The following is a 25,726-nucleotide window of genomic DNA, read 5'->3' as shown; positions in this document are numbered from 1 at the left end:
CCGCCGTGCCGTGCGGTCCCTGCGGCTCCGACAGCCCCCGCGCCGCCGCCGCCCCCGCCGCCGACGCAGACCGCCTCGACCCAGCGCGCCCAGGCTGGCGGGGTCCAGCTTCCATTCATCGTCAGCGCCGTGTTTTCGCGGCGCGTCGCCCCTTGCGCGAACCACAGGCGCCCCGTCGTTCGCTCCACCGAGAAGGCGTCGCGCCAGGTCCCGCCGTCGGCGCTGACCTTGAGCCTCAGATCGTCGTCGCCGATCAGCCCCAGTTCGGCCCGCCCGCCCCAGCCGCTCTGGAACAGCAGGGACAGGACGTCGCTCGCCCCCTGTTTGTTGAAGGTGAAGCGCAGATCGCCGTCGCCGCCGCTTTCGCTCTCCAGCGCAGTCCACAGGGCCTTGTTCAGCCGGGCGGCGAAGACGTTGGTCGCATCCGCCTCGGTGTTCACGCCCAGGCGGGTCAGGTTCTGCAAGGCCGCGAGGGGTTCGCCCGTCAGCGCCGCCCAGGTCCCGGCGCGGCGGACCAGCACCTCATCGCTGTCCAGCACCACGGCCAGCAGGCCGTCGGGCGCCTCGATCGCCAGCCAGCCGCCCGCCTCGGCGCGCATCAGGCTGCCCGCCGGTCGACCGCTCCAGTCCAGGCCCGTGGCGCCGGGCGGCAGGACATAGAGGGCGCCGTCGGCGGGACCGGCCGGCTGGTCGATGGTCGTGCGGCTGACGACCGCCGTCTGGGTCAGGGCGTCCAGGCGCGTCAGCGCCTCGTTCAGGGTCACGTGCTTCTGCAGCTGCCCCGCCGCCAGATAGGGCAGGCCCAGCCGCGCGCTGGCGTCGTCGCTCATCGAAGTATCTCCAAAGGTTGGAGGATCAGTCTGCTCAGGCCCGTCGCCCCGGCGCGCTGAAGGGGCGCAGCGCGCGGCAAACCCGGCAAATCACTGGGATTGCCCTGCCCGAATGCGCGCGAGGTCCCGCGTCGGGCGCACAGCCCTCGACACGCGCCGCCCCGTTCGGATAGGCCAAGGGAGCGGTCCGCCGCGTCACGCCGCGAGGAAGTCCGCTTGATCTCACCGTTGAAGGCCGCGATCCATCTGGCGGCGCTGGGCGTCCTCGTCGCGCCCGCCGCCGTCGCCCTGTCGGCGCTCAGCCGGATCGGCCACCGCTGGACCGACCTGCTGGCTCAGTTTCCGGCCCCGGCCCTCGGCGCCACACTGGTTCTGACCCTGCTCTACGCCGGGCTGCGGCTACGCCCGGCCGTGATCATGGGCCTGGGCGTCACCGCCCTGCTGATCCTCGCCGCCTGGCCTCAATGGTTTCCGCGCGGCGGCGCCCTGCCCCGCGAGGGCGCGCCGGCGCTCAGCCTCTATTCGGCCAATCTGTGGGCGTGGAACGAGGACGTGGACGCCATCGCCCGATCCATCGCCGAGGCCGACGCCGACATCTTGGTGCTGGTGGAGCTGGGCGACGCGCCATCGGCTCGGTTGGATCGCGTGCTGGCAGGCTATCCGCACCGCGTCCTCAACGCCCGCGTGGATCGGCCCGGCGCGGCGCGCGCGGCCATCGCTTCTCGCTATCCCCTGACCGCCATCGCCGACCGGCCCGACGGCCTGGTCTCCGTCGCCGCGACCGCCCAGACGCCGCTCGGCCCCGTCAACATCATCGGCGCCCATCTGACCCGGCCCTGGCCCTTCCAGTATCAGTGGGGGCAGATCAATCAGGCTGCGGCCCTGACCGCCATTCGTCGCGACATGACCGGCCCCGTCATCGCGGCGGGCGATTTCAACAGCGTGTCCAGCGCCCGCATCGGGCGTCAGATTCAGGCCGAGGCTGGTCTGATCCCCGCCCCCGGCTGGCCCGGTACCTGGCCGGCGGCCGCGCCGTCAGCCGTCGGCCTGACCATTGATCAGGTCTGGCGTTCGCCCGACCTGGCTTTGCTGGAACGGAAGCTGGGCGGCAAGACCGGCTCGGACCACCGCCCGGTCGTCACCAAGTTCACGCTGGCCGCAGAAGGCCCCTGAGCCGTTCTTCATGGCCGTGATCGGGGAAGTCGTCCGCGACCCAGCCGGCCTCGAACGCCTTCAGCACCCGCCCCGTCTCCGGTCCCGGCGTCAGGCCCAATTGCGCCAGATCACGCCCGCCGACCGGCATGGACGGCCGCGACCAGTCCCGCGCCAGAGCCAGCAGACGCCGGGCGTCCGCCTCACCTCCGCCCGCCGCCCAGGCCCGCAGAACCCGATCCTCGAACGCCTGTCGCCCGTCGCGATAGAGGGCCGCACGCGCCTGCGGCTCCGTCAGCGCCGTCGTCGCTTCGCCGCTGACCGCCGCAGCCAAACGGTCACGCTGGGCGTTGGACAGACGCAGACGCCGCGCGACCTCGCCCGCTCGCGCCGGATCGGCGGGCAGCAGGGCCGACAACCGCAGCACCGGATCACCGCTCAAAGCCGTCATCGTCTCGAACAGGGTCAGGTCTGCGGGCTCCGGCACGACCCGCCCCAGAACCCCCGCCTCATCCATCAACCGCACCGCCGGGCGCGGATCGGGCGCGGCCAGCAGCTTCAGCAGCTCCTTGGACACCCGCTCGGCCGACAACTGCTCGACGCCTTCGGCCAAGGCTGCGCAGGCCGCCACCGCCGCCGCATCGGGCGCGCCGCGCCCATACCAGGCATGGAACCGATAGAAGCGCAGGATGCGGAGGTAGTCCTCGCGGATGCGGCCTTCCGGCTCGCCGACGAAGACGATCCGCCCCGCCAGGGCGTCGTCGAATCCCTGGCCCGTCGGGTCCAGGATGACGCCGTCCGCATCGGCGTAGAGGGCGTTCAGGCGAAAGTCCCGCCGTCCCGCATCCTCGGCCCAGTCGGTCGTGAAGGCCACCGTCGCGCGCCGCCCGTCGGTCGAGACGTCGCGGCGCAGGGTGGTGATCTCGAACGGCTGATGCTCTGACAACGCCGTGACCGTGCCATGTTCGATGCCGGTCGGGACAGACCTCAAGCCCGCCGCTTTCAGCGCCGCCACCACGGCGTCAGGCGTCAGGGTCGTGGCGATGTCGATGTCGTCGATGGGCGCGCCGATCAGGGCGTTGCGCACGCAGCCCCCGACGAACCGCGCGCAATCCGCCCCGCCCGCCGCCGCCAGCGCCGCCGTCACCGCCCGCGTGGCCGACGCCGTCAGCCAGTCCTGCCCCTGCAAACGATGGCTCACGCCGCGTCCTCGGCCGCCGCCGACAGGGGCTCGATCTCGTCGCCGTAAAGCCTGATGAACAGGCCTTTCAATATGCCCGCCGTCGCCCCCCAAATGTAGCGCTCGCGATAGGGCATGGCCCAGAACCAGCGGCGTGGACCGTTCTCGGGATCATAGTAGTCGCGGCGGTGATTGACCGGGTCCATCAGGAAGTCCCAGGGCGCCTCGAACACGTCGGCCACCTCGGCCGGCGACGGCGTGACCAGAGGCGGCGCGGTCAGCCAGCCGACCACCGGCGTCACCAGAAACCCCGTCACCGTCTCGTATGGATCGCCCAGCCCCAGCAGTTCCACCACGCCGGGATCCAGCGCGACCTCCTCGAACGCCTCGCGCAGCGCCGCCTGTCCGGCCGTCTCGCCGGGGTCCAGCCGACCGCCAGGAAAGGCGATCTGGCCGGTGTGGCTGGCCAGGCTGTCCGAGCGCCGCGTCATCAACACGGTCGGGCCGTCGTCATGCACGACGATCGGCACCAGGACGGCGGCGGGCCGCAACTCGCGCGCCGGCCGCCCCGCGCCGGGGTTCAGATCATAGTCCGACCGGATAGCCGTCCGTTCGGGCGTCCACGACGCCACCGGGTCCAGACGGGCCTCCAGCCGCTTCCTCAGGCTGCTGCAGCTCATTCCACGTCTCCTAGGGAGAAAACTTCGCCGCCGGACCGCACCACCAGACGCCCGTCCGTCGCCTCCGCCCGTTCGACCAAATCATAGAAGACCGGCCGCGCGATCCGCGCCCACAGATCGGCCCGCACATGGACGCGCGGCGCCGGTTCGCCAGTTTCGGCGTCGGTCTCGACGATGATCGGATGATCCGCCCCTGCCTCGACCTCGTCGCCCACATCGGTCGTGAAACTCAGCACGCCCTCGCTCGCCTGCATCGTCACCGCACGGAACGGCAGGTCCTCGACCCGGATCTTCAGCTTCTCGACCGGCGTGACCAGATGATAGCCGTCCGGGTCCTTGCGCAGCACCGTCGAGAACAGCCGCACCAGTTCGACCCGACCGATGGGCGAGCCTTCATGCATCCAGACGCCGTCGGCCCGGATCAGGATGTCGATGTCGCCGCAATGTTCGGGGCGCCACAGATGCACCGGCGGCAGGCCGCGCCCGGGCGCCTGCCGCGCGGCTTCGGCGACGCCGGACAGGCCGGGCGGTGTCGCGGGGTTCGTCATATCCGAACTATGGGCCGCGTCGCCCGGCAAAGGAAGGTCAGTCCGCCCTCAGGCGACGGGACGCACCGCCCCGACCGGCGGAACCTCGGTGATCGGCAACCACATCACCCGGCGCTGGTCCACCGGCCCGGCGAACACGGCCTGCGGCGCAGGCAAAAAGCCGAAGCGCGAGAAATAGGGCGGATCGCCGATCAGCAGCACCCCGTCCAGCTTCATCGCCTTCGCCTCGTCGAGACAGGCCCGCACCAGTTCGGCGCCCAGTCCGCCGCGACGGCTGGAGGCGTCGACGGCGATCGGTCCCAGAAAGACGGAGCGCGCCTGGCCCGCCATGATGGACCACAGCCGCACCGAGCCGATCAGGCGCTCGCCTTCAAAGGCGCAAAAGCCGGCCGCCAGGGCCGCCGCCTCGCGCAGCCGTTCCGCCGTCTTGGCGAACCGGCCTGGTCCAAAGGCAGCCAGCACCAAGGCGTCGACGGCCGCGGCGTCGCCCGATCGTTCTCGCACGATGCGGACCGGCGTTGCGGCATCAACAGGTACTGGGGCGACGACGGCGTTCATGCGCGGCGCCTAGACCCCCTGCCCCCTCGAATCAATCGCGTTTGCGCGAAATCAGCCGGCCTTAGTGAAATCCGGGGCGCGTTTCTGGCTGAAGGCCATGAAAGCCTCCATCGCCTCGGGACTGCGCATCTGCGAGCCAAAGGCATGAGCTTCACGCTGCATCAGGCCCCACAGGGCCTCGGCGTCGCGCATCAGGGCCTTGGTCTTGCGGATGGAATTGGGCGCCCGCGCCGCCAGCTTGTCGGCCAGCTGGCGCGCCGTCGCCTCGACCTGATCGGCCGGAACCGCGCGATTGGCCAGCCCCCAGGCCAGGGCCGTCCTGCCGTCGATGGCCTCGCCCAGGGCGAACAGCTCGAACGCCCGCTGATGGCCGACGGCGGCCGGCAGCAGCAGGGACGACGCCGCCTCGGGCGCCAGGGCCAGGTTGACGAAGGGGACCGACAGCAGGGCGTCCTCGGCCACCACCACCATGTCGCAATGCAGCAGCAGGGTCAGGCCGATGCCCACCGCCCGACCGCGCACCGCCGCCACCGCCGGCTTGTCCAGGTCGGCCAGGGCCTTGAGAAAGCGAAACACCCCCATCTCGACCAGATCGCAGCTGCTCTGCGAGCCCAGGGCGATGAAGTCGGCGATGTCGTTGCCGGCCGAGAAGGAGTCGCCCTCGCTGCGGAACAGGACCACGCGCACGGCGTCGTCGACCTTGGCCCGCTCGGTTGCCTCGGCCAGGGCCGAATACATGGCCTGGGTGATGGCGTTCTTCTTGTCCGCCCGATTGAAGGCGACGGTCAGGACGCCGCCGTCCAGGTCGATCTTGATGTGTTCGCTCATTGTCCTGCCTCCGTCAGTGTCCACCAATCGACGCCCGCTTCATCGCGGTCGCGTCGGGCCCGCCCCTCGCGGGCCAGATAGTTCAGATGCGCGATCGCCTCGCCCGTCGCCATGCTCAGCACCGCGTCGCCCACCGGGCGCGCGAACAGGGCCGAAAAGACGTCGACGGCCCGGCACGGCGCCTTCAGCGTCCGTTCCAGCCGCTTGAGCGCCACTTCATGCCCCCGGATCAAGGCTTCCAGCCGCGTCGTGACGCCATAGAAGGGCTCGCCGTGCGAGGGCAGGACGAACAGGTCGCCCGGCAGCCGCGTCTTCAACGCCGCCAACGACCGCAGCCATTCGCCCAGGGGATCGCCCTCGGGCTCGGTCGGCCAGACCGACACGTTCGAGGATATGCGCGGCAGAATCTGGTCGCCGGACAGCAGAACCCCGTCGCCCTCGCGCCACAGGCAGACGTGTTCGGGGCAATGACCCTCGCCGATCACCACGCGCCAGTCGTCGGCGCCGATTCGCACTACGTCGTCCTGCGCCAGCCGCAGATAGGCCGAAGGCATGGGAGCCACCGCCTTGCCGAAGCCGCCGTATCCCGTCCGCCATCGCGCGATCTGTTCGTCGGTCCAGCCGGCGGCGCGATAGAAGACCTCGCCCTCGTCCGGAGCCGGTCGGCCCTCGTCCGCGATCAGCATCCGCGCCGTCACATACTCCAGCCGCGACATCAGCAGCGGCGCGTCGAATCGCCCGCAAAGCCAGCCCGCCAGCCCGATATGGTCCGGGTGCATATGGGTGCAGATCACCCGCTTGACCGGCTTGCCGCCCAGCGGTCCCGCCAGCGCCGCTTCCCAGGCCGCTTTCGACGCCTCGGTCTTCAGCCCGGTGTCCACCAGGGTCCAGCCGTCGCCGTCCGCCAGGGCGTAGACATTGATATGGTTCAGGCTCAACGGCAGCGGCAGGCGCAGCCACAGCACGCCCGGCGCGACCTCGACCGCCTGACCCGGCTCGGGCGGCAGTCCCGACGGATAGGTCAGGCCGCGTGCGGTCGTCGCCGTCTCATCGCTTATCGCGCCGTCCGCCAAGTCCGTCTCCAATCGCAACCCTCGCAGGTTAAACCCGATTGAGCGGTTCGGGTCCAGACCTGTCTCGCGCAGCCGCGCTTGACCGAACCGAAAGACCCCGCCAAGGCTGCCGGCATCCAGTAGAGGCCGAGGGAGCCCTTCCAGTGACCATCAAACGTTTCAGCCGCGCCATGGGGATCGCCGCCGGCTTGGCCGTCATGACCCTGAGCCCCGCGCTCGCCTTCGCCCAGGAAAGCGGCGGCGCCAACGCCGCCCGCTCCGGCGATGAGAACGTCAGGACGGAACGCGTTCAACCCAGCCGCCTCGCCCGTCAGCAGCGCCAGCGCCCGCAAGCGCCCGCCCCCGTCGATCCGGCCGTGATCAAGGCCGAAGTCGAAGCGGTCTTCGCTACGGGATCGACCCCGTGCCAGGTGACGGAGGCCAAGATGCTTGGCGTCACGGCGGAACAGGTCAAAATCTACGAAGCCACCTGCGTCGGCGCGCCGGGCTATATCGTCGTCGCCTCGACCCCGCCCCAGTTCGCCGACTGCCTCGTCCTGGCCAACCAGGCTGCGGACGCTCGCGCCGCAAACCCCGAGGCTCCGCCCAGCCAGACCTGCTCGCTTCCCGGCAATCAGGACAATATGGGCTTCCTGAAAGGCTATGCGACCCAGGCTGGCGTCGCTTGCACGGTCGATGAAGCCAAGGTTCGGGGCCAATCGAGCGACGGCGTCGTGGTCTACGAGATCGGCTGCGCCGGCGCCGACGGCTATTGGATCCAAAAGAACGCCTCGGGCTGGGAAAAGACCGAGTGCCTGCAGATCATCAGCCAGAACGCCACCTGCCTGTTCACCACCCCGGCTGAACAGGCCGCGACGGTCAAGTCCTGGCTGACCGGCTCGGACGCCGCCGCCTGCGACGTCCAGCAGGTCCGCCTGATGGGCCAAAACCCCAACGGCCGCTTCATCGAAGTGACTTGCGCCGGCGCCGAGGGATCGATCATCCGCTTCAACGCCGAACACGTCGTGCAGCAGGTTTACCCCTGCGCCGAGGCCGCGCTCATCGGCGGCGGCTGCAAGCTGACGACGACGCCTCCGGCCGCCACGCCGCAAGCCTGATCGACGCCTGATCGTCCAACGAAGCGCCGCCGGAGCGATCCGGCGGCGTTTTTGTTTTGCGTCTTAGTTTTCGGGGACCTCTTTTCGCCGAACGCGACGCGCCTTAGCCTTGGCCCCATGCGCATCGCCACCTGGAACGTGAACTCGGTCAACGCCCGCCTGCCCACCGTGCTGGCCTGGCTGGAATCCGCCAATCCTGACGTCGCCTGCTTCCAGGAAATCAAATGCGTGGACGAGAAATTCCCGCGCGAAGCCTTTGAAAGCCTGGGCTACAACGTCGAGACCCATGGTCAGAAGACCTACAACGGCGTCGCCATCCTGTCGAAATTCCCCCTGTCGGACATCCGGCGCGGCCTGCCCGGCGACGACGGGGACGAACAGGCCCGCTATCTGGAGGCCGTGATCGAGGCCCCGGTTCCGGTCCGCGTCGCCGCCATCTACCTGCCCAACGGCAATCCGATCGGCACCGAGAAATTCGCCTACAAGCTGGCCTGGTTCCAGCGCCTGCAGGACCACGCCAGGACCCTGCTCGCCTATGAAGAGCCGCTGGCCCTATGCGGCGACTACAACGTCATCCCCGAGGCCGAGGACGCCAAGAACCCCGCGAACTGGGCCGAAGACGCCCTGTTCCAGACCGAAAGCCGCGAGGCCTTCCGCGCCCTGAAATGGCTGGGTCTGGCCGACAGTCATGAACTGGGCAGCGAACCGGCCGGCACCTACACCTTCTGGGACTATCAGGCCGGCGCCTGGCAGAGGAACAACGGCATCCGCATCGACTTCGCCCTGCTGTCGCCGCAGGCCGCCGACCGCTTCCGCGGCATCGAGACCCACCGCGACGCCCGCGACATGGACAAGCCCAGCGACCACGTCCCCGTGGTGGTCGATCTCGACCTGGAGGCCTGATCCATGAGCGAGGCGTTCAGGGTCATCCTGCTGATCGCCCTGACCGCCGCCTTCCTGACGACCGGCGCCCTGATGCTGTCCTGGTGGATGGAGCCTGAGCGGCGGCTGAAGCGGGCGCTGATGAAGTCGCTGGGCGTCAAGGCGGACACCGAGGCCCTGTCCCCCGCCGAGGGCCGCGCCGCCGGTCTGGATTTCGACGGCGGTCAGGTGGTGGTGCTGTGGCAGCGCGGCGCCCAGGGGCTGGTCTACGCTTTCGATGAGGTCGAGGGCGGCGAGATCATCGTCGACGGCCACGTCGTGGCTCGCGCCCGTCGCGGCGCCCTGCGCAAGGACCTGGACGTCGTGGTGCCCGAGGCCGAGCAGGTGGTGCTGCGCCTGATGTTCGCCGACGCGCGCAATCCCGAGTTCGAGATGGCGCTGTGGAACGCCGACCTGCCCGCCTCGACCGGCTCGCCCACCGAGGCGCTGCGGCTGGGGCGCCGCTGGTTGTCGCATGTCGAAGCCCTGATGAAGCGATGATCGCCCTTCCCGGCCCCCTTCCCGGCATCGTCGCGGAAGGCTAGAACCCCCGCCTCTGCTGTTTACTGCGTTTCTTCAGGAGCCCGCCGTGGCCCGTCTCTTCGACGCCTACATCATCGCCGACTGGACCGCCGCCGAAGGCAAGAAGCTGGGCGAGCAGACCCTGTGGGTCGGCGTCGCCAAGCGCGACGTGCGCTTCCGCCTCTATACCGAGACCCACAACGTCGCCACGCGCGCCGAGGGCGAGGCCCTGATCGCCGACCTGCTGGCCGAACACAGGAAGCGCGGCGACCGCGTCCTGGTCGGCTTCGACTTCGATTTCGGCTTCCCCGCCGGCACGGCCGCGCGCCTGAAGCTGGACGGTCGTCCGTGGGACGCCATGGGCAAGTTCCTGGCCGCCAACATCGTCGACAAGGCCGACAACACCAACAACCGCTATCAGGTCGCGGCCAAGATGAACCGGCTGATGACGGATCAGCCCTGGCCCTTCTGGGGCGCGCCAGCCAGTCAGGCGCAGCGCTGGCTGACCACGACCAAGCCGCCCGAAGGCGCCGGCGCCGACATTCCCGAGTTCCGCGCGACCGAACTGGCCGCGCGCAAGGACAAGCTGCCGCCCAAGAGCGTCTGGCAGATGCACGGCGCCGGCGCCGTCGGCGGCCTGACCCTGCTGGGCGTGCCCATGCTGCGCCGCCTGCTGGACAAGCTGGGCGCATCGGCCGCCGTCTGGCCCTTCAACACCGGCTGGCGCGAACTGACCGAAGCCGATGTAGAGCCCCTGTCGGCCGTCGTGGTCGAGGTCTGGCCCGCCCTGTTCGACGCCAAGCGCCAGGTCAACGCCGAGGGCGTCAAGGAATACAAGACCCAGGCCCAGGTCCGCACCGCCGCCGAAGCCTTCGCCCAGATGGACGACGCCGGCGACCTGCAGAAGGCGTTTGCGCCCCCGAAGTCGGCGAATGAGACGCTGGTGGCTCAGGTCGAGAACGAAGAAGGCTGGATCCTGGGGGTCTAAGCTCCCACTTCCGCCCATCCCGGCGAAGGCCGGGATGAGCGGAGACAACTACCCGATCAGCACCCGCGCCGCCGCCCGCGCCTCATCGGTGATTTCGGCGCCCGACAGCATCCGGGCGATCTCTTCCTGACGGGGATGGGGCTCCAGCACGTCGATGGACGTGCGCGTGTGGCCGTCCACGTCGGCCTTGCGGACCTTCCAGTGGGTGTGGCCGCGCGAGGCGACCTGGGGACTGTGGGTCACGACCAGGACCTGAGCCCCGTTGGACAGACGTTGCAGACGCCCGCCGACCGCCTCGGCCACGGCGCCGCCGACGCCCTGATCGACCTCATCGAAGATCATGACCGGCTGGCGCTGGTCCTCGCGGCTGGCCAGGGCCGCCTTCATGGCCAGGGCGAAGCGCGCCAGTTCGCCGCCCGAGGCCACGGTGTCCAGCGGGCCGAAGGGCGTGCCGGCGTTGGTGGCGACCTCGAAACGCACCGTCTCGACGCCCAGGGGACCGCGACGCCCCTCGATGGGATCCAGCGTCACGCGGAAACGAGCTCGGTCCAGCTTCAGCGGACCCAGTTCCCCCATGACGGCGGCGACCAGACGATCACCCGCCGCTTCGCGCGCCGAGGTCAGCAGCATGGCCGCCACGTCATAGGCCTCGATCGCCACGGCCACATCCCTACGAGCATTGGTCAGGGCCTCGGCCCCGTCCTCGATCAGACGCAGTTGTTCGCGCAGCCGCACGCGTAAAGCGGGCAAGGCGTCGACCGTGGTGTTCAGCTTGCGGGCGGCGGCGCGCAGGCTGAACAGGCGCTCCTCGGCCTTGTCCAGGCGGCCAGGCTCAAAATCGAAGGCGTCGGCGGCGGCATCGACAGAGGCGACGGCCTCGGTCGCCTCGACCAGGGCGCGGTCCACCGCCTCGGCCGCCAGGGCCAGCTTGACGATGACGGGGTTGTCGCCCTCGGCGCCCGCCTGAACGGCGCGCTGACGGGCGTGTTCGACCGCGCGCAGGGCCGAGGCCAAACGCTGGCTCAGCTTATCCCCGCCCAGAAGATTACGAGCGTCGGCCAGATCGGCCACGGCCTTTTCCGCCGCGCCCAGGATGGCGCGCTCGCCGGCCAGTTCGGTCTCTTCGTCCGGCTGCGGGTCCAAGGCGTCGAGCTCAGAGAGGTTGAGCGCGATCTCCTCGGCCTTGGCGGCGGCTTCGGCGGCGGAGGCCTCCAGGTCGTCCAGACGGCCCTGCGCGGCCTTCAGCCGGTCGGCGGCGGCGGCGACGCCCGACAGTTGGGGCTGCAGGCCGCCGTAGTTGTCCAGCAGGGCGCGGTGCGTCTTCCAGTCCAACAGGCCGACCGTCTCGTGCTGACCGTGGACCTCGACCAGCAGGGCGCCGATCTCGCGCAGCGCCGTGACCCCGGCGGGCTGGCCGTTGACATAGGCGCGGCTGCGGCCGTCGGCCGAGACGACCCGGCGCAGGATCAGTTCCTCGCCCGGCGCGACCTCGAAGCCGCGCTCGGCCAGCAGGGCGATCAGAGCCTCGTCGTCGGGGGCGGTGAAGACGGCCGTGGCGACCGCCTGTTTGGCGCCCGCGCGCACCAGTCCCGCGTCGCCGCGCGCGCCGAGCGCCAGGCCCAGGGCGTCGAGAATGATGGACTTGCCGGCCCCGGTCTCGCCGGTCAGCACGGTCAGCCCCTCGCCGACCTCCAGGTCGAGGGCGTCGACGAGGACGACGTCACGGATCGAGAGAGTGGTCAGCATGGGCCAGCTTGATTCGACTTTACAGCCCACTGTAGCCGGAAACAGAAAGGGAACGCAGCGTCTTTCCGCATGCGTCCCCCTATTGCCCCTGTCGAGCCGGCTTAGCCCGGGATGATGCGTTGCAGCCAGCTTTCACGCTTGGCTTGCGGCTGCACGTCAGGGCGAACGCCGCGCTCGTTCAGCAGAGCGTAGGCCTCGGCGTACCAGGGGCTGCCCGGATAGTTGTAACCCAGAACGGCGGCGTTGCGCGTCGCTTCCTCAGTCAGACCCAGGCCGACATTAACCTCGACCAGGCGATACAGGGCCTCCGGCGTATGCGAGCTGCGCTGGAAGGCCTCGTTGTTGATCACGGCCTTGTAGCGGTTAATCGCGGCCAGCGGCTGATTGGCGCGCTGATAGAAGCGGCCCACGGCCATTTCCTTGCCGGCCAGCTGGTCGTTGACCATGTCGATCTTGACGCGGGCGTCGGTGGCGTAGGGCGTGTTGGGATAGCGGCGGGCCACATCGCGCAGACCGGCCAGCGCGGCCTCGGCGTAGGCCTGATCCCGACCGACATCGACGATCTGCTCGAAGTTGCAGATGGCGCGCATATAGAAGGCGTAGGCCGCCGACGGATTGCCGGGGAACAGGGCGATGAAGCGGTCAGCCGCGGCGATGGCGTCCTGATAATTGTTGTTCTGATAATAGGCGTAGACCTGCATCAGGATCGCGCGCCGCGACCATTCCGAATAGGGGTGCTGACGCTCCACTTCCTGGAAATAGTCGACGGCGTCGGTCCACCGCTTGGACTGCAGGCGCTGATAGCCCGTGTTGTAGAGCAGCTCGACCGGACGCTCTTCATAGGCCAGCCGCTGGCGCGGCTTGGTCCCGGAACAGGCGGAAACCGTCAGGGCGGCGACGGCGACCGTCATCAGGATCAGGCCGGAACGGGACTTCGAAGCGGGCAAGGGCGACCTCTCAAGATGCCTTGGCTGCAGCGCACCCCCGGTGCGCCGCTATCGTTATGCCGATCTCTATAGCAGCGACGGCCACCATGCCAATGCAGCGAAATCCGTCATGACGGGTTGATGCATGGCGATCCGCTGCTAAAGAGCGCGTCCAGAAACGACTGCGCTCATTGGCGCAGCGATGACGGCAAAAGGATGTCCGGTAATGAAGCTGCTCTCTGGCAATTCGAACCGGACTCTGTCCCAGGCCATCGCCAATCATCTGGATATGCCGCTGACCAAGGCCCAGGTGAAACGATTCGCCGATAACGAGGTTTTCGCCGTCATTGAAGAGAACGTCCGCGGCGAGGACGTATTCATCATCCAGTCGACCTCCTATCCGGCCAACGACAACCTGATGGAGCTGCTGATCATGACGGACGCCCTGGTGCGGGCGTCGGCGCGTCGGATCACGGCGGTCATGCCCTACTTCGGCTACGCGCGTCAGGACCGGAAGACCGGCGGCCGCACGCCCATCTCGGCCAAGCTGGTCGCTAACCTCATTACGCGCGCCGGCGCCGACCGCGTCCTGACCATGGACCTGCACGCCGGTCAGATCCAGGGCTTCTTCGACATTCCGACCGACAACCTGGTGGCCACGCCGGTGCTGGCCCAGGACATCAAGGACCATTATCCGCGCGGCGACGACCTGATGATCGTCTCGCCCGACGTCGGCGGCGTGGTGCGCGCCCGCTCGCTGGCCAAACGCCTCGACGCCGATCTGGCCATCGTCGACAAGCGCCGCCCCAAGGCGGGCGAGAGCGAAGTCATGAACATCATCGGCGACGTCGAAGGCCGCCGCTGCATCCTGTTCGACGACATCGTCGATTCGGGCGGCACCCTGGTGAACGCGGCTCAGGCCCTGATCGATCGCGGCGCCACCGAGGTCTCGGCCTACATCAGCCACGGCGTCCTGTCGGGTCCGGCAGTCCAGCGCGTCGCGAATGGTCCGCTCAAGGAACTGGTCATCACCGACTCGATCGAGCAACCTGACGAAGTTTTGAAGTGCGGGAAAATCCGCACGGTGTCCGTCGCGCCCTTGATTGGCGAGGCCATTCGCCGGATCGCCAACGAAGAGTCCGTCTCCAAACTTTTCGATTAACCTTCGAATAACCATTCCCTTCACGATATAAGCGCCATCAGTTCCTGGGGCGCCGCGCGTGTCCCGCGTCCAATACGTAGGGAAGTTCGCCGATGTCCCAGGCCTTTCTGAGCCGCGGTCTGTCCGTCGCCGCTATCGCCGCCGCCGCCCTTCTGGCCAGTTGTTCGACCCCCACGCCGGAGGCGCCGCCTCCCCCGCCGTCCGTCACGCCTCCGCCGCCTGTGGCCCTCAATGAAAGCGTGGCGCAGGCCGCCTCCGTCTATGTCGCCTTCGTCCGCGAGGTCGGCAGCATCCAGGCCGGCTTCCCCGACGCGGAATCGATTCAGGCCGCCATCCGCAAGGGCGCGGCCTATGAGCCGGGCCAGCTGTCGCGCGGCATGATCGCCTATGGCTCGATCCTGGCCCTGCAGTCGCCGGAATACGTGGCGGGCGTGCGTCAGTTCGCGACCGACCCGGCGCAGCGCCAGCAGATGATCGCGCGCATCGTCCTGGACCCCGCCTACGCCGCCACCCTGCCCGGCGCCGACGCGGCGGCCGGGCTGATCGTCTCGACCATGGGCAAGGATATCGCCTCCCTGACCGCCATCGCCGAAGCCGTCGAAGGCGACGCCTATACGATCCAGGAACGCCGCGACCCACGCCGCCGCTGGGCCGTGACCCCCATCGCCAACCGCGATGCACGCCTGCAGGGCGCCAAGACCCTGTCCGTGACCCAACTGCCTTCCGCCGAGGAGAGCGCGCGCCTGTTCGCCGCCGCCAACAGCGGCTCGGGCCTGGGACTGACCCCGGCCCAGCACGGCGCCCCCTTCACCCCGGCTGTCGTCAATTCGCTCGCGATCGCCGCCCTGGCCGCCCTGGGCGCCGCCGGCGATGACGCCCGGACCAATACGGACGCGTTGACGACCGAATCGAACAACGAGTTCTGCCTGAACATGTCCAAGCTGATGCTGTTCCAGTGCCTGGCGGCGTCGCGTCCCAGCTATGAAGACATCTTCTGCACCGGCAGGCATATCGTGCGCGATCTGGCCGCCTGCACGGCCCAGTATACGGGCCCGGCCCAGTCGCCGGCGACGCCGGCTGTCACCGTCACAGCGTCGAATTCGACGCCGGGCGGCGCCAATAACTGACGCCAAGGCGGGCAGATCGGACCGGGGCGGTTGCGTCCTGCACCTGTTCCGTGTAATAGCCCGCCCTCTTGAATTCGAGGGTTCATGACCCCGCCGCGCGGGCCCTTAAGTTGGCGCGGCGTTACTGTTGTTGTTGAGGCGAGCCCGATGGCCGAGATCATTCTGAACGTTGACGTCCGTGAAGGCGTGGGCACCGGCAGCGCACGCGCTGTCCGTCGCTCGGGCGCCGTGCCCGGCATCCTGTACGGCGGCGACAAGGCCCCCGTCGCCATCTCGGTGAACGAGAAGGACTTCCGCAAGTCCCTCTACACCGGCAAGCTGCTGGGCCACCTCGTGACCCTGAAGTACGGCGAAGAGACCCAGCCGGTCATCGCCAAGACCGTTCAGTTCGACCCGGTGTCGGACCGCCCGCTTCACTTCGACCTGATGCGCGTCGACGCCAAGGCTCCGATCAAGATCGAGATCGCCGTTCACTTCAAGAACGCTGACGAAGCCCCCTTCACGCGCGCCGGCGGCATGCTGGAAGTCGTTCGTCACTCGGTCGAGATCCTGGTCGCCGCCGACCAGATCCCGGAAGAGCTGGTCGTCGACCTGAAGGGTCGCGAAATCGGCGAAACCATCCGCATGTCGGACATCACCCTGCCGAAGGGCGCCTCGGCCACCATCACCGACCGTGACTTCGTGATCGCCACGATCAAGAACTCGGCTGCTTCGCAGTCGGACGCCGGTGACACCACCGCTGAAGCCGAAGCCTAAGAGGGTTTCTTTCCCTATCGCTTCGCGCGCGGCGCGAAGCTGCCTGAGGGAAGACGCCAAGATTTCAGCCCCGCCCGGTTCGCCGGCGCGGGGCTTTTCTTTGCCCGGAGCACAGGGCATGAGAGCCGCATGATCATCATCGCAGGGCTCGGCAATCCGGGCGCCAAGTACGAAAAGAACCGCCACAACATCGGCTTCATGGCTGTGGACGAGATCGCGCGTCGCTGGCGCTTCGGTCCCGAGCGGGCCAAGTTCCAGTCCATCATCAGCGAGGGCGAGGTCGATACCGCCGACGGCCCGGTCAAGGTCCTGCTGATGAAGCCGCAGACCTATATGAACGAAAGCGGCCGCGCGGTCGGCGAAGCGGCGCGCTTCTACAAGATCAAACCCAGCGAGATCATCGTCTTCCACGACGAAATCGACCTGGCCCCGGGCCGTTTCCGCGTGAAGACCGGCGGCGGCGCGGCCGGTCAGAACGGCATCCGCAGCCTGATCAGCCATCTGGGCGCCGATTTCCGCCGGGGTCGCCTAGGCATCGGACATCCGGGCGAGAGCCATCTGGTCATGCCGCACGTGCTGGGCGACTTCCACAAGGCCGAAAAGCCCTGGCTGGACGCCCTGCTGCAAGCCTGCGCCGACGCCCTGCCCTTCGCCGTGGCGGGCGACGACGAACGCTACCAGGGGGAGGTCATGCGCCTGGCCCCCGCGCCCAAGTTCAGCCCGCGTCAGGCGGCGCGCGGGGAATAGCGCGACGCCTCTCCCTCCCCGTCATGGGGAGGGTGGTCGCGCAGCGACCGGGTGGGGAGGGCCAAGCGATCCTGGGCGTTGCGCGTGAATAGCCGAGCCGCCCCCACCCGGCTTCGGCTTCGCCTCAGCCACCCTCCCCATGAAGGGGAGGGAGAATCAGGAAATCAATCCGTCGTCGTCCAGGCCGCTGTCAGCGTCGCCGCGCCGTTGGCGGGCACAGTCACCATCCAGACCGGATAGCCGGTGTCGTCGATGCGGCTGCGCAACGACTGGCTGCGGATGCGGAAACCGCGTTGCATCGCCGCGCCAGCGACCAGTTCAACCGTCACGGGCTCCGACCGCGCATTGGTGACGGTCGTCTCGACCTCCGAGCGTGCCGTCGTCAGCGCCCCGCGTGTCGTGCGGTTCGACTTCACCAGCCGCGTCTGCACCCGCACGTCGGGCGATTCGCCAAAAGTCAGACGCACCGGCAGCCCCACGCCCTTGTCCACGAACCGATCCTGTCCGGCCAGCAGCACGCCGCCCGCCCCGTCCGGCTGCATCACCGCCACCGAGCCGCCCGGCAGGGGCAGGCCAAGCCCGGCGCTCTCCTCGTTCTTCAGCTTCAGGACGATCTCGGTCGGACGCGATTCGTCGTCGGCGTTCAGCACGCCCGCGCGATAAAGCCGCTCATAGGCCACGCCCTCGCGCTCCAGGAAGCGCACCTGCTTGGTCTGGCGCGCAGCCACCGTGGTCGGCTCCGGCAGGGTGTAGATCTTGTAGTCGCCCAGTTCGCCTTGACGCGCGATGCGGCTGCCGGTGACGACGATGTCTTCCACGGCAGCGCGCATGGCCATGACGGGCGGCGCCGGCGGCGGTGGAGGCGGCGGCGGACCGTATTCCATGCGATCCTGCTTGTAGGTCGGCTCCAAGCCGCTGCCATACGTCGTCGTCCCCTGCGGCCAGCAATTGTTCCGCGGATAGCGCAGCAGCGGCTCGACCGGCACGGTGCCCGCATCCTTCCGCAGCGTCCCGGCCACCACCTGAACCGGCGCATCAGGGAAGCCCGTGCCGCCGAAATTGGCCAGGGTCAGCCAGCCGGTCAGGTCCAGCGTCCCGTCCGTGGGGTCCAGACGCGCCACATAGTCGGCCGACCACTGCAGCCCCGTCGCCAGATAGGCCAGGGTGACGGTGTGGCGCCCCGCCCGTTCGGCGCGGGTGCGGACGGACAGGACCGGCTGGTCGCCCAGCCCCTCGGGCACGCGGTCGAAGATGATCCGTTCGGTCTGGCCCGAACAGTCCAGCGCCTCGAACCGCCCGTCGATCTCCAGCACCGTGCCCTGCGCCCCCGCGCGGACGACGGCGGCCTTTTCCACCTGTTCGCCGGTCGCGGGATTGGTGCGGACGACGCGCACCACCTCGCCCACGGACTTCTCCATCAGGCTGGCGGGCGACAGCAGGTCAAAGTCGGCGTTGCGCTCGACCACATGGGCGGGCAGGCCCTCCAGCACCGCGCTCTGGGGCACGACGCCGGTGGCCAGGCCGCGGAAGCGGATGATCCCCTCGCCCGCCGGAAGGTCGACGGTGCGCGTCTCGACGATCAGGGCCAGACCCTCGCGGTCCAGCCGGTTCCACGGCTGACGCGACTGCTCCATCAAAGCGACCGTATCGACCGGCTGGTCGCGATAGATGACCACGGTCGCCGCATCCGGGCGGGCGGACACGCTTTCCGTTTGCGCCCAGGCGATTGGGGCCCAGGCCGTGGGCGCCAGCACGGTCAGCGCGGTCGTGATCGCCAGAAGGCGGCGCATCGGATCAACCGCCGGTCGTGATGGTCGCGGTCAGCTTGGTCTCGCCGTTGGCGGGCACGGGCACCCGCCAGACCACAGTGCGAGCGTCACGCATTTCGCCCTGGATGCTCTGCTCGCTCAGTTCGGTGTCGCGGCCCAGACCGCGCTGGCGTACTTCGACCGTCACCGGCTCGGGCCGGGCGTTGCGGACCGTGTACTCCATCGCATAGCGGGTGCGGAAATAGTCCACGAGGCGCTTCGACACACGCTCCGACATCACCAGACGCGGCTGCACCGTCACGTCGAAGGCGTCGCCGGTCGTGACCACGATCTCGGACCCGGCAGGCGAGTGATCGACCTGATCCTCGCCGATGAAGCGCGGTTCGCCCGCCTCATCCTTCACATAGACGCGCATGACCCCGGCCGGCAGGGCGCGCGCCGCGGTCCCGGAACCGTTGCTGAAGATGACGCCCACCTCGGCCGCGATCGGCTCCTCGGCCGTCTGGAAACCGTTGATGACGTTTAGATAGCGTTTGGTCGCGGGCACGCCCGCCGCGTCGATCAGGCCGACCTGCTTGGTCTGGTTGTTGGCGACCGTGACGGCTTCCGGCAGCGGATAGACATAGACGTCGGCCAGGGCGCCCTGCCCGCCCGTCTGCGTGCCGTTGCCGCGCACCGAGCGGGGCGGCTGGCCATAGCGCGGGTTGTAGCCGTTGTTGCCGTTGACCAGGTTGACGTCGCCCGCCACCACCCGCGTCTGGGCGTTGCTGAAGGTCGCGCCGGAATTATTGGTGATCGTCACCCAGCCGGTCAGGTCCAGCTTGCCTGCCTTCTCGTCGAAGCGGGCGACATAGTCGGCCTTCCACGCCAGGCCGGTGGTCAGATAGCTGAGCGTCGTCTCGCGCCGACCGCCGCCTTGAGCGTCCAGGGTAACGCTCAGCGTCGGGCGAGGACGCAGGTTCTGCGGCACGCGGTCGAAGATGACCCGCGTCGGCACGCCGTCGTCACGCAGCACCTCGATCCGGTCGCCGATTTGCAGCACCACGCCCTGATTCGCCGCCAGGACGCGGGCGCGCTCGGTCGTCTGCGCACCCGAGCCCGGGTTGGTGCGGATGATGCCGATGTCGCCGCCGACGGCGCTTTCCATCAGCTTGCCCGGCGTCAGCAGGTCATAGTCGAAGTTCTGCTCGACCACCGACAGGCCGCGCCCCGACAGGCCGACCGTCTCGGGCCGGATGCTGGCGGATACGCCCGGAAACTCCTGACGCGAGCGCCCGGCGGGCACGTTCAGATTCCGCACGTCCTCCACCAGGGCGATGTTCTGATTGTAGACGGTCAGGGAGACGCGGTCGGGACCGCCCGGCCCCTCCTCCACCTGTTGTGCGACTGCGGGCGCGGCCAGCAGCATGGCGACGGCGAAGGGTCCGAGAGCGCGGATCATAGGATATTCCCTGAGCTTGTCCGACGGCCACGCTGACACGGAGAAACAAGCGTTGTCGAGGGTGCGCGGCGTCCCGTCGCTATAGCTTCACATCACGAGAAGGTTTACAGCCCGGCGCGTGACCCGGCCCCAGAGTGAAAACTGGTCGATTGCGCGCTCGCTGGCCTTCCTGGCCGCGACGTTCGCCATCGTGATCGGAACCCTGCTGCCTTTCGCGGCGCTGGCGGCCTCGGTCCCGGGCCAGCCCATCGTCATCTGCTCGGCCGAAGGCCCGCAGACGATCCAGTCAGGCGGCGTGGACGGGCCGATCAACAAGCATATCGGGGCCAAGTGCGCGGCCTGCGTCATGCCGTTGCTGGCCGTCCTGCCCGAACCGCCTGCCCCCGCCCCGGCCCCGGCGGTCCGTCTGGTCGAACCGGTCGCCTATACGCCCTTCCGCGTCAGCCCCCCGCCGCCCGTCCGTGCGCCGCCGCGCCCGCCGTCCACCGCCCCGCCTCACGCCTGAAAACCAGAAACCTCTGCCGCCTCGCGCGCGTCCCATGACGACGCCCGCGACCGCACCTCTGTTTTCAGGATTTGACCTTCCATGTCTTTCAAGACCACCGCGGCGCCGTGCGCGCTGCTCATCGGCGCCTGCCTGGCGCCCGCCCTTGCTCACGCCTCCGAGGCTGACGGGCCAAACGCTGAAGGTCCGGCCACCGTCGTCGACAGCATCATCGTCACCGGCCGCCGCAACGCCGAGGACCCCGCCGTCGTGGCCGAGGCCCGCGACCGTCTCAGCCGCACCCCCGGCGCTGTCGCCGTCGTCTCGGCCGAGAGCTATGCCGACCGCTTCGCCCAGGGCTTTTCCGACACCCTGAGGAACGTCCCCGGTGTGCTGGCCCAGAAGCGCTATGGCGAGGAAAGCCGCCTCTCCATTCGCGGCTCGGGCATCGCCCAGGGCTTCCACCAGCGCGGCGTCCTGTTCGCCCAGGACGGCGTGCCCTTCGCCGACGCCGACGGCTTTTCCGACTTCCAGAGCGTGGACGCGCTGAGCGCCCGCTACATCGAGGTGTGGAAGGGCTCGAACACGCTTCGCTTCGGCGGGGCGCAGCTGGGCGGGGCGATCAACCTAGTGACGCCGACGGGCCGCACGGCGCTGCAAGAGAACCTGCTTCAGCTGGAAGGCGGCAGCTTCGAGTCCGGGCGCGGCCACGCCGCCGTGGCCCGCACGCATGGCGACTGGGACATCTACGCCGCCGTCACGGGGATGCAGAGCGACGGCTGGCGTGATCATAGCGAGCAATCGCAAGGCCGCCTGACCGTCAACGCCGGGCGTTCGTTCGGCGAGGACCGCGAGGTGCGCCTGATCGCCCAGGCGGCGGACATCAAGCAGGACATCCCCGGCGCCCTGACCCTGGATCAGGCGCTGAAGACGCCGCGCATGGCCTCGACCTCGGCCCTGACCGGCGATCAGGCCCGCGACCTGACGGTCAAGCGCCTGACGCTGCAGACGCGCTGGCGCTTCAATGAATCGACCCTGTTCGAGGGCGCCGTCTGGGGCTGGGAGAAGTCGCTCTATCACCCCATCTTCCAGGTCGTGGATCAGGAAAGCGCCACGCGCGGAGCCTTCGCCCGCATCGACTGGACGGGTCAGGTCGCGGGCCTGCGCGCCGACGCCTTCTATGGCTTCAGCTGGCGTGACGGGGACCTGGACGCCCTGCGCTATGTCAACATCGCCGGTGATCGCGGGGCCCTGACGGCCAAGGGCAAGCAAGAGGCGAACGGGCTGGACGTCTTCGCCGAGGGGCGGCTGTTCGTCACAGACCGGCTGGCTCTGGTCGCGGGCGGGTCCTGGGGCCGCGCCACGCGCGACTACGCCGACCGGCTGAAGCCCGCCAATGACGACAGCATCGACTACGACTGGTTCTCACCGCGTCTGGGCCTGTTGTGGGAAGCCGAGGACGGCGCCCAGGTCTTCGCCAACGTGACCCGCTCGGTCGAGCCGCCGACCTATGGGGCGCTGGTGCAGGCCCCGCTGCCCGGCTTCGTCCCGGTCGAGGTTCAGGACGCATGGACCGCCGAGATCGGCACGCGCGGCAGACGCGACGCCTTCGCCTGGGACCTGACCGCCTATCGCAGCCAGATCGACGGCGAGATGCTGAACTTCATCACCGGCCCCGACATCCCCGCCGCCACCTTCAACGCCGACAAGACCCTCCACCAGGGGATCGAGGCCGGTCTGGACTGGCGCCTGCCCGTCGAACTGGCCGACGGCTCGCTGCTGCTGCGCCAGACCTGGACCTGGAGCGACTTCCGCTTCGACGGCGATGCGCGCTGGGGCGACAACCGCCTGCCGGTCGTGCCCGAGCATCAGTACCGGGCCGAGCTGACCTGGCGTCATGCGTCCGGCGTCTTCGTCACCCCCTCGGTCGAATGGCGGATCAGCAGCCCCTATGTCGATTACGCCAATACGATGAAGGCGCCCGACTATGCGGTGCTGGGCCTGACCGGCGGCTTCAACATCGGGTCCAACGCCTCGGTCTATGTGGACGCGCGCAACCTGACGAACGAGCGTTACGTCGGCGAGTTCTCCGCCGTGACCGACGCGCGCACGACATCGACCGCCGTCTTCTTCCCCGGCGAGGGGCGCTCCGTCTTCGTCGGCGTCAGGCTGGCCTACTGATGGGCGGTCCCGCCAACAGCAGGGGCGAGGCGCCGGACATCATGTCCGGCGCCTATCGCGCGGTCTGGCGCTGGCACTTCTACGCCGGGGTCCTGGTCATGCCCTTCCTGATGCTGCTGACGCTGACCGGCGCTCTCTATCTGTTCAAGGACGAGATCGATCAGGCGGTCTATCGCGCCATGATCCAGGTCCCGGTCAGCGCGCAGACGGCCGATCCCGATCAGTGGCTGGCGGCCGCCGCCGACGCCGGACGGGGACGAGCCGCAAACGTCCTGGTCCCGGCGCAATCCGATCAGGCCGTGCGCATCCGCGTGGATCGCCCGGACGGTTCGCAACGGACCGTCTTCGTCGATCCGCACACCGCCCGCGTCACGGGCGTCACCGCCTATGGCGGCGTGACCGAGACGATCAAGGCGCTGCATTCCCTCAGCCTGGTCGGCGGGCCGGTTGGAAAGGCGCTGAACATCCTGGTCGAGATCGTCGCGGGCTGGGGCCTCATCCTGTGCGCCACCGGCCTCTATCTGTGGTGGCCGCGCCGGAGAGCGGGGGCGGTGCTGCGGCTGAAGGAAACCGATGCGGGTCGTCGTCCCTTCTGGCGCGACCTGCACGCCGTGACCGGCTTCTATGTCGGCGGGGTGATCATCTTCCTGGCGGTGACGGGCATGCCCTGGTCCGCCGTCTGGGGCGATCAGTTCATGGGGGTGATGCGCGGCACGGGTCTGGGCCGTCCGCCCGCGCCCGCCGCCGCCAGCCCCTGGAGCCACGCCAAGCCGCATGACGCCCCGGCCGGCGTGGGCTGGACACTGGAGAAGGCCGTCCTGCCCGCGCCAGCTCACGGCCATGCAAACCCCAGCCTGAGCCGCGTGCTTCAGACGACGCATGAACAGGGCCTGCCCCGCCCCTTCACCGTCAGCATCCCGCAATCGTCCGACCTGGCCTGGACCGTCGCCCGCCAGACCCGCCAGGCCCAGGACGCACGCAGCCTCTATGTCGACGGCGCCAGCGGAGCGGTGAAGGCCGATCTGCGCTGGGAACAGTTCGGCGTCATGGCCAAGGGCTTTGAGTGGGGCATCGCCGTCCACCAGGGGATGCAGTACGGCTGGATCAACCGCATCCTGATGCTGGTCGGCTGTATCGCCGTATGGGTGCTGGGCCTCAGCGGCCTGGTCATGTGGTGGAAGCGCCGTCCGCCCAGCCTGTCGCGCCATCGCCTGGGCGCCCCGCCCTCGCCCCCCGGCCCTCGCGCCCGGACGGCGGTGCTGTGCATCGTCATTCCCCTGTCCATCCTCTATCCCTTGACGGGACTGAGCCTTGTGGCCGCCCTGCTGCTCGATCGAGCGGTGCGGACGGTCGCCGGGTCCAAGATCGTCGCCTCCTGGAAAGGAACACCTTGATGAAATCCCTGTTCGCCCTGGCCGGTCTGTCGGCCGCCGCCCTGACCCTGGCCGCCTGCGGCCAGCCGGCGGAAAAACCCGCCGAGACCGCCGCCGTCGCCGGAACCGTCACGGTCGCCGACGCCTGGTGCCGCCCGACGCCGAACGGCGCCAAGGTCGGCGGCTGCTACGTCACCCTGACGGCCGGGTCCGACGACCGCCTGCTCAGCGTCTCGACGGCCTTGGCCGAGAGCGCCCAGATCCATGAGATGAAGATGGAGAACGGCGTCATGAGCATGGGCGAACTGACGGACGGTCTGCCCCTGCCCGCCGGTCAGAAGGTCGAGCTGAAGCCGGGTTCGACCCACGTGATGCTGATGGGTCTGCGCGATCCGCTGGTGGACGGCGGCGTCGCCTCCTTCACCCTGACCTTCGAGAAGGCCCCGGCGATTGGCGTCCACGCGGCGGTCAAGCAGCCGCCGGTCGTGGATTCCGAGGAGTAGTCAGACACCCGTCTTTCCTCCCCGCTCATGGGGAGGGGGACCGCGTAGCGGTGGGGGGGGCGGCGTAAACGTCAGCCGTCGAGTCGCCCCCTCCGTCACGTCGGCTTCGCCCCCGCGCCACCTCCCCATGGAATGGGGAGGAAAGCTCGATATGCCGCCGCACCTGACAAACAGGCCCGAACCCGCTAAAGGCTCGCGCTCACGAGGAATCCCATGGCTCTTAAAGTCGCGATCGTCGGCCTGCCCAACGTCGGCAAGTCCACCCTGTTCAACGCCCTGACCAAGACGGCGGCGGCCCAGGCCGCCAACTATCCGTTCTGCACCATCGAGCCGAACACCGGCGACGTGGCCGTGCCGGAAGCTCGCCTGAACACCCTGGCGGAGATCGCCGGGTCGAAGGAAATCATCCCCGCGCGGATCACCTTCGTCGACGTGGCCGGCCTGGTGCGCGGCGCGTCCAAGGGCGAGGGCCTGGGCAACCAGTTCCTGGCCAACATCCGCGACTGCGACGCCGTGGCCTTCGTGGCCCGCTGCTTCGTCGACGACGATATCACCCACGTCGAGAACCGCATCGACCCGATCTCGGACCTCGAGATCATCGAGACCGAGCTGATGCTGGCCGACCTCGAGAGCCTGGAGCGCCGTCGCGTTCAGGTCGAGAAGCGCGCCAAGGGCGGCGACAAGGAATCCCAGCTGACGCTGAAACTGATCGACGCCGCGCTGGAGAAGCTGCGCGACGGCAAGCCCGCGCGTCTGGCCGAAGTGTCCAAGGAGGACAAGAAGGCCTGGGACATGCTGCAGCTGCTGACCGCCCTGCCCGCTCTCTACGTCGCCAACGTGGAGGAAGGCTCGGCCGACAAAGGCAATGAGCTGTCGGACCTGGTGGCCAGGCGCGCCGCCGAGGACAACGCCAACTCGGTGGTCATCTCGGCGCAGATCGAGTCGGAAATCGCCGTCCTGGACGACGAGGAGCAAAAGGAGTTCCTCGAGACTCTGGGTCTGGAAGAGCCCGGCCTGAACCGCCTGATCCGCGAAGCCTACAAGCTGCTGGGCCTGCAGACCTACTTCACCGTCGGTCCCAAGGAAGCTCGCGCCTGGACCATCCCCGTCGGGGCCACCGCCCCCCAGGCCGCC

The 25,726-nt window shown here is 69.0% G+C and carries 25 protein-coding genes; 14 read left to right on the top strand and 11 right to left on the bottom strand.

Features of this window, described 5'->3' with window-relative positions; all coding sequences use genetic code 11:
* Positions 1-830, bottom strand: an 830-nt coding sequence (locus VGE49_RS10580; RefSeq protein WP_331034519.1) for a DUF2793 domain-containing protein, incomplete at its 3' end; no start/stop codon positions are given.
* 216 nt (positions 831-1,046) lie between these two features.
* Here VGE49_RS10580 and VGE49_RS10575 point away from each other — a divergent pair.
* On the top strand, positions 1,047-2,003 hold the full coding sequence (locus tag VGE49_RS10575) for an endonuclease/exonuclease/phosphatase family protein (RefSeq protein WP_331034518.1): 957 nt from the start codon (positions 1,047-1,049) through the stop codon (positions 2,001-2,003).
* Here VGE49_RS10575 and VGE49_RS10570 read toward each other — a convergent pair.
* Genes VGE49_RS10570 through VGE49_RS10545 form a run of 6 tightly spaced genes read right to left on the bottom strand, consistent with a single transcriptional unit; the run spans position 1,978 to position 6,849 of the window.
* Positions 1,978-3,183 (bottom strand): CCA tRNA nucleotidyltransferase, encoded by a 1,206-nt coding sequence (locus VGE49_RS10570; protein ID WP_331034517.1) that lies wholly within the window; start codon positions 3,181-3,183, stop codon positions 1,978-1,980. The two genes, VGE49_RS10575 and VGE49_RS10570, sit on opposite strands and share 26 nt — an antisense overlap.
* On the bottom strand, positions 3,180-3,842 hold the full coding sequence (locus tag VGE49_RS10565) for a CoA pyrophosphatase (RefSeq protein ID WP_331034516.1): 663 nt from the start codon (positions 3,840-3,842) through the stop codon (positions 3,180-3,182). The genes VGE49_RS10570 and VGE49_RS10565 overlap by 4 nt, the downstream gene beginning before the upstream one ends.
* Positions 3,839-4,390 carry a DUF1285 domain-containing protein gene (locus VGE49_RS10560; protein ID WP_331034515.1) on the bottom strand — a complete coding sequence of 184 codons (552 nt, stop codon included), beginning with the start codon at positions 4,388-4,390 and terminating at the stop codon, positions 3,839-3,841. Before VGE49_RS10560 ends, VGE49_RS10565 begins: the two co-directional genes overlap by 4 nt.
* A gap of 48 nt (positions 4,391-4,438) precedes the next feature.
* Positions 4,439-4,948 carry a GNAT family N-acetyltransferase gene (locus VGE49_RS10555; RefSeq protein ID WP_331034514.1) on the bottom strand — a complete coding sequence of 170 codons (510 nt, stop codon included), beginning with the start codon at positions 4,946-4,948 and terminating at the stop codon, positions 4,439-4,441.
* 51 nt (positions 4,949-4,999) lie between these two features.
* Entirely contained in the window at positions 5,000-5,776 is a 777-nt protein-coding gene (locus tag VGE49_RS10550; protein WP_331034513.1) for an enoyl-CoA hydratase, read from the bottom strand.
* A complete protein-coding gene (locus VGE49_RS10545) occupies positions 5,773-6,849 on the bottom strand; it encodes an MBL fold metallo-hydrolase (protein ID WP_331034512.1) in 1,077 nt (358 codons plus the stop codon). The genes VGE49_RS10550 and VGE49_RS10545 overlap by 4 nt, the downstream gene beginning before the upstream one ends.
* Before the next feature lie 143 nt (positions 6,850-6,992).
* On the opposite strand from VGE49_RS10545, the gene VGE49_RS10540 reads away from it, so the two are divergent.
* The 4 genes from VGE49_RS10540 (at position 6,993) to VGE49_RS10525 (ending at position 10,377) form a co-directional block, all read left to right on the top strand.
* Positions 6,993-7,946 (top strand): hypothetical protein, encoded by a 954-nt coding sequence (locus VGE49_RS10540; protein WP_331034511.1) that lies wholly within the window; start codon positions 6,993-6,995, stop codon positions 7,944-7,946.
* Positions 7,947-8,063: 117 nt separating this feature from the next.
* Positions 8,064-8,849 (top strand): exodeoxyribonuclease III, encoded by a 786-nt coding sequence (gene xth / locus VGE49_RS10535; protein ID WP_331034510.1) that lies wholly within the window; start codon positions 8,064-8,066, stop codon positions 8,847-8,849.
* Between the two features lie 3 nt (positions 8,850-8,852).
* The gene (locus VGE49_RS10530; RefSeq protein WP_331034509.1) at positions 8,853-9,368 is read left to right on the top strand and encodes a hypothetical protein; all 516 of its coding nucleotides are present in this window, start codon (positions 8,853-8,855) and stop codon (positions 9,366-9,368) included.
* An 88-nt stretch (positions 9,369-9,456) separates the two neighbouring features.
* Positions 9,457-10,377, top strand: coding sequence for a cobalamin biosynthesis protein CbiG (locus VGE49_RS10525; protein ID WP_331034508.1), 921 nt, complete (start codon positions 9,457-9,459; stop codon positions 10,375-10,377).
* Positions 10,378-10,425: 48 nt separating this feature from the next.
* Here VGE49_RS10525 and recN read toward each other — a convergent pair whose 3' ends face one another.
* Together recN and VGE49_RS10515 are read right to left on the bottom strand one after the other, a co-directional pair.
* The gene (gene recN, locus VGE49_RS10520) at positions 10,426-12,123 is read right to left on the bottom strand and encodes a DNA repair protein RecN (protein ID WP_331034507.1); all 1,698 of its coding nucleotides are present in this window, start codon (positions 12,121-12,123) and stop codon (positions 10,426-10,428) included.
* 101 nt (positions 12,124-12,224) lie between these two features.
* Positions 12,225-13,034 carry an outer membrane protein assembly factor BamD gene (locus tag VGE49_RS10515; RefSeq protein WP_331034520.1) on the bottom strand — a complete coding sequence of 270 codons (810 nt, stop codon included), beginning with the start codon at positions 13,032-13,034 and terminating at the stop codon, positions 12,225-12,227.
* A 241-nt stretch (positions 13,035-13,275) separates the two neighbouring features.
* On the opposite strand from VGE49_RS10515, the gene VGE49_RS10510 reads away from it, so the two are divergent.
* From VGE49_RS10510 to pth, 4 genes are all read left to right on the top strand, one after another.
* Complete coding sequence (locus VGE49_RS10510) at positions 13,276-14,211, top strand: ribose-phosphate pyrophosphokinase (RefSeq protein ID WP_331034506.1); 936 nt, start codon at positions 13,276-13,278, stop codon at positions 14,209-14,211.
* Between the two features lie 92 nt (positions 14,212-14,303).
* The gene (locus tag VGE49_RS10505; protein WP_331034505.1) at positions 14,304-15,338 is read left to right on the top strand and encodes a hypothetical protein; all 1,035 of its coding nucleotides are present in this window, start codon (positions 14,304-14,306) and stop codon (positions 15,336-15,338) included.
* Between the two features lie 147 nt (positions 15,339-15,485).
* Entirely contained in the window at positions 15,486-16,094 is a 609-nt protein-coding gene (locus VGE49_RS10500) for a 50S ribosomal protein L25/general stress protein Ctc (protein ID WP_331034504.1), read from the top strand.
* Positions 16,095-16,223: 129 nt separating this feature from the next.
* Positions 16,224-16,841 carry an aminoacyl-tRNA hydrolase gene (gene pth, locus VGE49_RS10495; protein WP_331034503.1) on the top strand — a complete coding sequence of 206 codons (618 nt, stop codon included), beginning with the start codon at positions 16,224-16,226 and terminating at the stop codon, positions 16,839-16,841.
* 164 nt (positions 16,842-17,005) lie between these two features.
* Here pth and VGE49_RS10490 read toward each other — a convergent pair whose 3' ends face one another.
* Positions 17,006-18,631 carry a DUF4139 domain-containing protein gene (locus tag VGE49_RS10490; protein ID WP_331034502.1) on the bottom strand — a complete coding sequence of 542 codons (1,626 nt, stop codon included), beginning with the start codon at positions 18,629-18,631 and terminating at the stop codon, positions 17,006-17,008.
* Positions 18,632-18,635: 4 nt separating this feature from the next.
* On the bottom strand, positions 18,636-20,051 hold the full coding sequence (locus VGE49_RS10485) for a DUF4139 domain-containing protein (protein ID WP_331034501.1): 1,416 nt from the start codon (positions 20,049-20,051) through the stop codon (positions 18,636-18,638).
* A gap of 118 nt (positions 20,052-20,169) precedes the next feature.
* On the opposite strand from VGE49_RS10485, the gene VGE49_RS10480 reads away from it, so the two are divergent.
* The 5 genes from VGE49_RS10480 to ychF all read left to right on the top strand — a co-directional run.
* A complete protein-coding gene (locus VGE49_RS10480; protein WP_331034500.1) occupies positions 20,170-20,556 on the top strand; it encodes a DUF2946 family protein in 387 nt (128 codons plus the stop codon).
* An 81-nt stretch (positions 20,557-20,637) separates the two neighbouring features.
* On the top strand, positions 20,638-22,716 hold the full coding sequence (locus VGE49_RS10475; protein ID WP_331034499.1) for a TonB-dependent receptor family protein: 2,079 nt from the start codon (positions 20,638-20,640) through the stop codon (positions 22,714-22,716).
* Positions 22,716-24,110: a PepSY-associated TM helix domain-containing protein gene (locus tag VGE49_RS10470; RefSeq protein WP_331034498.1), complete on the top strand. Its 1,395-nt coding sequence runs from the start codon at positions 22,716-22,718 to the stop codon at positions 24,108-24,110. Before VGE49_RS10475 ends, VGE49_RS10470 begins: the two co-directional genes overlap by 1 nt.
* Positions 24,110-24,592, top strand: a complete 483-nt coding sequence (locus VGE49_RS10465; protein ID WP_331034497.1) for a copper chaperone PCu(A)C — start codon at positions 24,110-24,112, stop codon at positions 24,590-24,592. The genes VGE49_RS10470 and VGE49_RS10465 overlap by 1 nt, the downstream gene beginning before the upstream one ends.
* A gap of 213 nt (positions 24,593-24,805) precedes the next feature.
* The coding region (gene ychF, locus VGE49_RS10460; RefSeq protein ID WP_331034496.1) for a redox-regulated ATPase YchF at positions 24,806-25,726 on the top strand (921 nt) is incomplete at its 3' end.

The organism is Brevundimonas sp. (assembly GCF_036405315.1).
Classification (GTDB): Bacteria; Pseudomonadota; Alphaproteobacteria; order Caulobacterales; family Caulobacteraceae; genus Brevundimonas.
The sequence above is the reverse complement of the archived record's forward strand: the minus strand, read 5'-3'. Positions and strand labels throughout refer to the sequence as shown.